Below are 6,495 nucleotides of genomic sequence, written 5' to 3' on the forward strand. Positions count from 1 at the left end.
GCTACCTCCTTTGGTTGATGAGGTCCTCGATGATACGAACGACCTCGTCGATGGTGTGAGCGGTGGAGTCGACGTGCACGGCGTCCTCGGCGGGCACGAGCGGGGCGACCTCGCGGCTGCTGTCGAGCTTGTCGCGCTGCTTAAGGGCGTCGAGGGTCTCGTCGACCTCGGCCTCGAGCAGCTCGGATGTGAGCGGCTGGGCGTCGTTTTGGTGACGCTGCAGCACGCGGCGGCGGGCGCGCTCGCGCGGGTCGGCGGTCAGGAAGACCTTGACCTGCGCGTTGGGGAACACGACGGTTCCGATGTCGCGACCCTCGGCCACGATATCGCGGTCCTCTGCGGCACGGCGCTGATGGATGAGCATGGCGGCGCGCACGCCCGGGTAGGCCGAGACCTTGGACACGTTGGCGTCGACCTGCGGGGTGCGAATGGCAGCCGAAGCGTCCTGGCCGTCGATGGTCAGGCGCGTGTCCTCGCCGGTGCCGTTGGTAAAGCGGATCTCGATCTGCTCGGCGAGGGCGTCGATGGCCGCCTCGTTATCCAGATCGATGCCGCGGTCGAGCGCGGCGAAGGTGACGGCGCGATACATGGCGCCCGTGTCGAGCTTGTTAAAGCCCAGCTGGCGGGCGATCTCCTTGGCGATGGTGGACTTGCCGGAACCGGCGGGGCCGTCGATGGCGACGATCATGCAATGCTTCCTTTCGATGGTTGGCGTGCTGGTATGGTTCGCGGGCGTTGGGGCGCGGCGGGTTGCCTAGCCCGTGTAGCGCTCGCGGTAGGTGTTGCGCTTTGGCGCGGAGCCGTGGCTGCCGTGATGACGCGTGCGGCTGGCGGGGGTTTCCTGGGGCTTGTCACCGCGCATGGCGCTGGCCTGCTTGGGAGGGATGCCACCGCTTTTGAGGATCTGCACCTCGCGGTCGGTGAGCTCGCGCCACGAGCCTTTGGCCACGCCCTCGAGCTCAAGGCCGGCAAAGTTGCAGCGATGCAGACGGATTACCGGGTGGTGAATCTTGCTCAGCATGCGCTTAACCTGATTCTTGCGACCCTCGCGGATGATGACCTCGACGGCGGTGGTGCCGGGCTTGACGCCCTGTGGCGCCACGGCCTCGGCCTCGCGTGCGGTGATGACGCGGCAGATTGCCGGCTGGCATAGGCCGTCGTCGAGCTCGATGCCATGGCGGAGCGGGTCTAGATCGCGTTCGGTCAGCTGCCCGTCCACGAGTGCCTGGTAGGTCTTATAGACATGCTTGCTGGGGTGCAGCAGGTCCTGTGACAGGTCGCCGTCGGTGGTAAAGAGCAAAAGGCCCGTGGTGTCACGGTCCAGGCGGCCCACCGGGAACAGTCCCGGAAAGCGGTCGCGGGGGACCAGATCGGCCACACAAGGGCGCTCCTGCGGGTCGCTCATAGTGGTGAGGTAGCCGGTCGGTTTGTAGAGCATCAGGTACACGGCGCCCTGGTTGAGCTTGACGGGCATGCCGTCGACCTCAATGTGATCATGGTCGACATCGACCTTGGTGCCCAGTTCGGTCGCGACCTGGTCGTTAACGGTCACGCGGCCGGCGGTCATCAGGTCCTCCGAGCCACGGCGGCTCGCCACGCCCGCGCGCGCCAAAAAGCGCTGCAGGCGCATGGTGTGCGGATAGACGTGCTGGGCGTCGCCCGCGGGCGTTGTGGCGTCCGTGGCGCTTGCGGTGCACGTCTCCCCTACTTCGTTAGTCCTCGTCATGCAAATCCTCCGAGGTCTCGTCGACGATCAGGGTGTCCTCTTCCTCGACTGCCTCAACATCTTCAACATCGGTATCGAGCAGTTCGCGCTCTTCATCCAGATCCTCGGCTTGCTCCTCCAGCGTGGACTGAATGCTGCGGCCGCTCAAGCGCTCGCGGATAAACTGGCGCGACTGCTCGTCGGGGGCAAACTGCTCCAGATCGGGCAGGTCGCGGGTGGAGCGCAGGCCGAACTTTTCCAAGAAGGTGTTGGTCGTGCCGTAGATGATGGCCTGACCGCGCTGGGGGTCGCGGCCGAGCTCGCGCACCAGACCCTTGTCGACGAGCGACGCGATGACGCCGTCGGAGTTGACGCCGCGGATGCCCTTGACCACCTCGCGCGTCACAGGCTGGTGGTAGGCGATCACGGCTAAGGTTTCGAGCGCCGCTTGCGACAACTTTTGCGTATCCCAGCTCAGCACGTAAGCCTCGACCACATCGTGGTAGGCGGGGTGCGTAAACAGGCGCCAGCCGCCGGCGACCTCGCGCAGCTGAAAGCCACGGTTGGCCTCCTCGTACTCAACCTTGAGCTCGGCGAGCAGCGACGCGCACTCGCCGGGGGCGATATCCAGTGCGCCGGCCAGCGCGGGCGCACTCACCGGGTCGCTCGACACCAGCAGCAGTGCCTCGAGGGCGCCTTTGAGGCTGTTTGCCTCCAGCGTGGAAAGGGTTGACATGGTTGGTCGCTCCTATTCGGTGAGCTCGGGGCCCTCGCCGGGCACGTATGCCTCGGCGCCCTCGACGCGGTTGATTTGAATGGTTCCAAAGATCTCGTCCTGGCTCAGCGTGAGCGAGCCGCGCTTGGCGAGCTCGAGCATGGCCAGGAAGGTGACGACGAGCTGCTCGGTGGTGGCGTCGCCGTCCAACAGCTCGCGGAAGGTGCAGGTTTGGTGCGTCGTGGTAAAGCGGTCGACCGAGGCCACGGTCAGGTCGAGCGGCACGCGATGGGGTGCCACGTGCTCGGCCTCCAGCAGAAAGGTCTGGCGCTTGCCGTCCAAGTCGGCGCAGATGACGGCGAGGCCGCGCAGGGTAATGCCGGCCAGATAGTCGGGCATTAGGCCCAAAAACTCGGGGTCGGGGCCGGCCACGCGCGGATGCATGCGGCTTTCGGCCTGCATGCGGGCACCGAGGGCTGCCGCCGCGCCCTTAAACTGCTTGTAGGCAATTAGGCGCTGGATCAGGACCTCGCGCAGGGCGTCGCCGTCGAGCGCGCTGAGCTCCTCGAGGTCTTCGTCGAACTCGTCATCGTCGTCATCGACTTTGCTCGGGGCCTCCTGCGGCACCAGAGAGGCAGCCTTGATGTCCAAAAGGGTTGCCGCCACCAGCAAAAAGTCGCTCGCCACGTCCAGGTCTAGCGCCTCGATGCGCTCGGCCTCGGCAAGGTATTGCTCGGCCACCTCGCTGATAGAGATGGCGCCGATATCTACTTTTTGGCGGGTTACCAGCTGCAGCAGTAGGTCGAACGGTCCGCTGTAGACCTGCGTCGACACGCGATACGACATCTTCGACCTCCTTTGACGGCGCCTTCGCGGCGCGGTTTGGGTGCATGTTGCGACCGTTTTGCACGGTCGACCTGTAAGTTTACCTTAGATGCCGGCGATTGCGAAGTTGAGCAGCTGCTCAGCAAGCGGATACACGGTAACGTCGAAATACCGGCCGATCACGTCGATGCCGGTCCACATGGGCAGCAGGTACAGCACCAGGATGAGGATGGGCATAGCATATTGCTGCAGATGGTAGTAGTTGTTGAGCGCCTTGCCCTTGAGGAAGGGCACGATGATCGACGAGCCGTCGAGCGGCGGGATCGGGATGAGGTTGAAGAACGCAAGCGACAGGTTGACCACGATGAACGTGGCGCCGAAGTTCATGATCTGCGATGCCACGGCAAAGGATATGCTGGTGTAGAGGTTGCCATAGGTCAGGCGCATGAGGGCGGCAGCAAGACACGCGAGTGCGATGTTCGATGCGGGGCCGGCTACGCTCACCAGGACCTCGTCGCGCTTGGGGTGCTTGAGGTTGTTGAGGTAGACGGGTACGGGTTTGGCGAAGGCGAACACCGGGCCACCGGCTGCGAGCATGAGCAGCGGCAGGATGATGGTGCCAAACGGGTCGATATGGTTGAGCGGGTTGAGCGAGACGCGGCCGCGCGAGCGAGCCGTTTTGTCGCCGAGCGCCCAGGCTGCGGCGGCGTGCGCGCTCTCGTGGATCACGATGCCAACGATGACGGCAACGGCACTGGCGAGCAGGTTCATGATGTAGCTGCTGGACATAACGCTCCCCTAGCGGACGCGGCGCGAGGCGCGCGTGAGCAGGTAGTCAATTACAAACAGGATCACAGCGACGATAGCATAATCCAGGCGGAACACACCGCCAAAAGGCGACGTGATGACGCCGTAGCCGGCGATAGCGCTCGGAAGCGCGCGCGAAAGCTCAACGACAAAGCCCACGATCTGCAACTTGGCGGTGAGGCCGCTAAAGCACAGCAGCACGGTCATCGCGCTCATAAAGATGCCGCAGATGCGACAAGCAATGGCGATGATGCTCATCGCCACGGCAGCGGCCTTACGAGAGTTCACGCGCGGTCTCCTCTTCGATCTGGGTGGAAAGCTCCAGCCATTCGTCCTCGAGCTTGGGCAGCTCTTGCTTAAGCCCGTTATATTCCCCCAGCGCGGCGTTGAACTTGTCCTGATCGGCATAAAGCTCTTCGCTTGCCATCAATTCCATAAGCTCGTCATAGCGGGCACGCTTTTTGTCGAGCTCCGTCTCGATCTTCTTGAGCTGGTTACGCACGCCCTTGAGTTTTTTGTTGAGCGCGGCGCGGGCCTGGGCCTCGGCGCGCTTTTGCTCCTTGGTCTTTTTGCCCTCGGCAGGCTTGGGTGCGGCGGCGGGGGTGTCGGCCTGGCCGGCGCTGGCTTTGGTGGACTTGGCCGCGGCAGGCACGCTCTCCGTGGACGCCTCGGCGGCGGCGCGGGCTGCGAGGTCCTCGCGCTTGTAGAGGTAGTAGTCGTAGTCGCCGTCGTAGACCGTGACCTTGCCGTCGCGGATGTCAATGATGCGGTTGGCAACGGCGCGTACCAGGTGCTCGTCGTGGCTGATCAGCACGATGGTGCCGGGGAAGTTTTGCAGGGCGTTCTCGAGCATATCCACCGAGTCGATGTCCAGGTGGTTGGTGGGCTCGTCCAGGCACAGGAGCGCCTCGGGGGCCACAAGCATCTTGGCGAGCGCCAGACGCGCCTTTTCGCCGCCGGAGAGGACGCGGACCTGCTTCTCGATGGAATCGTTGTCGCTAAACAGGAAGGCGCCCAGCAGGCTGCGCTGCTGCGGCACAGTCCACTTGGGCGTAACGGTGTCGATCTCTTGCAGGACGGTGTTGGACTCGGTCATGCCCTCGAGTGCGTGCTGGGCGTAGTAGGCCACACCCACGTTGGTGCCCAGATCGCGGGTGCCGGTGGTGGGTGGCTCCAGGCCGGCGAGGATCTTCATGAGCGTTGACTTGCCGGCGCCGTTGGGGCCGACGAGTGCCACGTGCTCGCCGCGGTAGAGCTTGAGGTCGATGTCGCTGTAGATGTGCTTGTTGCCGTAGGACTTAGAGACGCCCTCGAGCCCCACGACCATGTCGCCGGAGCGCGGCGGGTCAGGGAACTTAAAGTCGATGTGCTTGTGGCCTTCTGGCAGGATGACGAGCTCCTTTTTGATTTGCTCGATCTTGCGGATGCGCTCCTGGGCCTGGGCGGCCTTGGTGGGCTTGTAGCGGAACTTGTCGACGAAGACCTGCATGTGGGCGATGTCGCGCTCCTGGGCGGCGCGCTTGGCGCGCATCTGCTCCAGGTTGTCCTCGCGCTGCTTGAGGTAGCTGCTGTAGTTGCCAGTGTAGGTGGTCACGCGGCGGTTTTCGAGCGCGGCCACGTGGTCGACGCAGGCGTCCATGAAGGCGCGGTCGTGGCTGACGATGAGGACGGCGCCGTCGTAGTTGGCAATAAAGCCGCGCAGCCACTGGACGCTCTCGAGGTCCAGGTGGTTGGTGGGCTCGTCCAGAAGCAGCAAGTCGGGGTGGCGCAGGAAGAGCTTGGCAAGCGCAATGCGCATCTGCCAGCCGCCCGAGAACTCGGAGCACGGGCGCTCAAAGTCGGTAACCTTGAAACCCAGGCCGGACAGGATTTTACGGGCGTTGCTCTCGAGCTCGTAGCCGCCCAGGTGCTCAAAGCGGTCCTGGACCTGGCCGTACTCGTTGAGGAGCGCGTCGACGTCCTTCCCCTGTTCGGAGAGCTCGGTGATCTGGGCTTGTAGCTCGTTGGCGCGTTCGCCCATGCGGCGGATTTCCTTGGCGGCGGCCATGACCTCGGCAAGGATGGTGGTGTCCTTTTGCTCTAGGTTGGTTTCCTGCTCTAGGTAGCCCACCTGGCAGTCCTTGGCGTACTGGATCTGACCGGCGTCGGGGCTGTCGATGCCCATGATGATCTTGAGCATGGTGGTTTTGCCGGCGCCATTGGGTCCAACGAGCGCAAAGCGCTCGCCGGGGTTGATCTGGAAGGACGCGCCGCTAAAGAGGACGCGCGCGCCGAAGCTTTTTTCGATCTTGTCGACCAGGAGGATCATGGTGCCGCCTTTGACCTTGTGTGCCTATATGAAAAAAGGCCCCAACTTGCGTTGGAGCCTCATTCAATGCTCGGGTGGAGACGAGGGGGATCGAACCCCTGACCTCTTGACTGCCAGTCAAGCGCTCTCCCAGCT

Annotated in this window: 7 protein-coding genes; all 7 read right to left on the minus strand. The window is 63.9% G+C overall.

What is annotated here, in order from left to right:
• Nucleotide 1 precedes the first annotated feature (1 nt).
• Nucleotides 2-688 (minus strand): (d)CMP kinase, encoded by a 687-nt coding sequence (gene cmk, locus AB5Z20_RS01625; RefSeq protein ID WP_368156054.1) that lies wholly within the window; start codon nucleotides 686-688, stop codon nucleotides 2-4.
• Nucleotides 689-754: 66 nt separating this feature from the next.
• Nucleotides 755-1,726 carry a pseudouridine synthase gene (locus AB5Z20_RS01630; protein WP_368156055.1) on the minus strand — a complete coding sequence of 324 codons (972 nt, stop codon included), beginning with the start codon at nucleotides 1,724-1,726 and terminating at the stop codon, nucleotides 755-757.
• A complete protein-coding gene (gene scpB / locus AB5Z20_RS01635) occupies nucleotides 1,713-2,441 on the minus strand; it encodes an SMC-Scp complex subunit ScpB (protein WP_368156056.1) in 729 nt (242 codons plus the stop codon). Before scpB ends, AB5Z20_RS01630 begins: the two co-directional genes overlap by 14 nt.
• 12 nt (nucleotides 2,442-2,453) lie before the next feature.
• The gene (locus AB5Z20_RS01640) at nucleotides 2,454-3,266 is read right to left on the minus strand and encodes a ScpA family protein (protein ID WP_368156057.1); all 813 of its coding nucleotides are present in this window, start codon (nucleotides 3,264-3,266) and stop codon (nucleotides 2,454-2,456) included.
• Between the two features lie 84 nt (nucleotides 3,267-3,350).
• Complete coding sequence (locus AB5Z20_RS01645) at nucleotides 3,351-4,034, minus strand: site-2 protease family protein (protein ID WP_368156058.1); 684 nt, start codon at nucleotides 4,032-4,034, stop codon at nucleotides 3,351-3,353.
• Between the two features lie 9 nt (nucleotides 4,035-4,043).
• On the minus strand, nucleotides 4,044-4,340 hold the full coding sequence (locus AB5Z20_RS01650) for a hypothetical protein (RefSeq protein ID WP_168170409.1): 297 nt from the start codon (nucleotides 4,338-4,340) through the stop codon (nucleotides 4,044-4,046).
• Nucleotides 4,327-6,360, minus strand: coding sequence for an ABC-F family ATP-binding cassette domain-containing protein (locus tag AB5Z20_RS01655; protein ID WP_368156059.1), 2,034 nt, complete (start codon nucleotides 6,358-6,360; stop codon nucleotides 4,327-4,329). The genes AB5Z20_RS01650 and AB5Z20_RS01655 overlap by 14 nt, the downstream gene beginning before the upstream one ends.
• Nucleotides 6,361-6,495: the final 135 nt, after the last annotated feature.

Source organism: Collinsella aerofaciens, from assembly GCF_040910245.1.
Classification (GTDB): domain Bacteria; phylum Actinomycetota; class Coriobacteriia; order Coriobacteriales; family Coriobacteriaceae; genus Collinsella.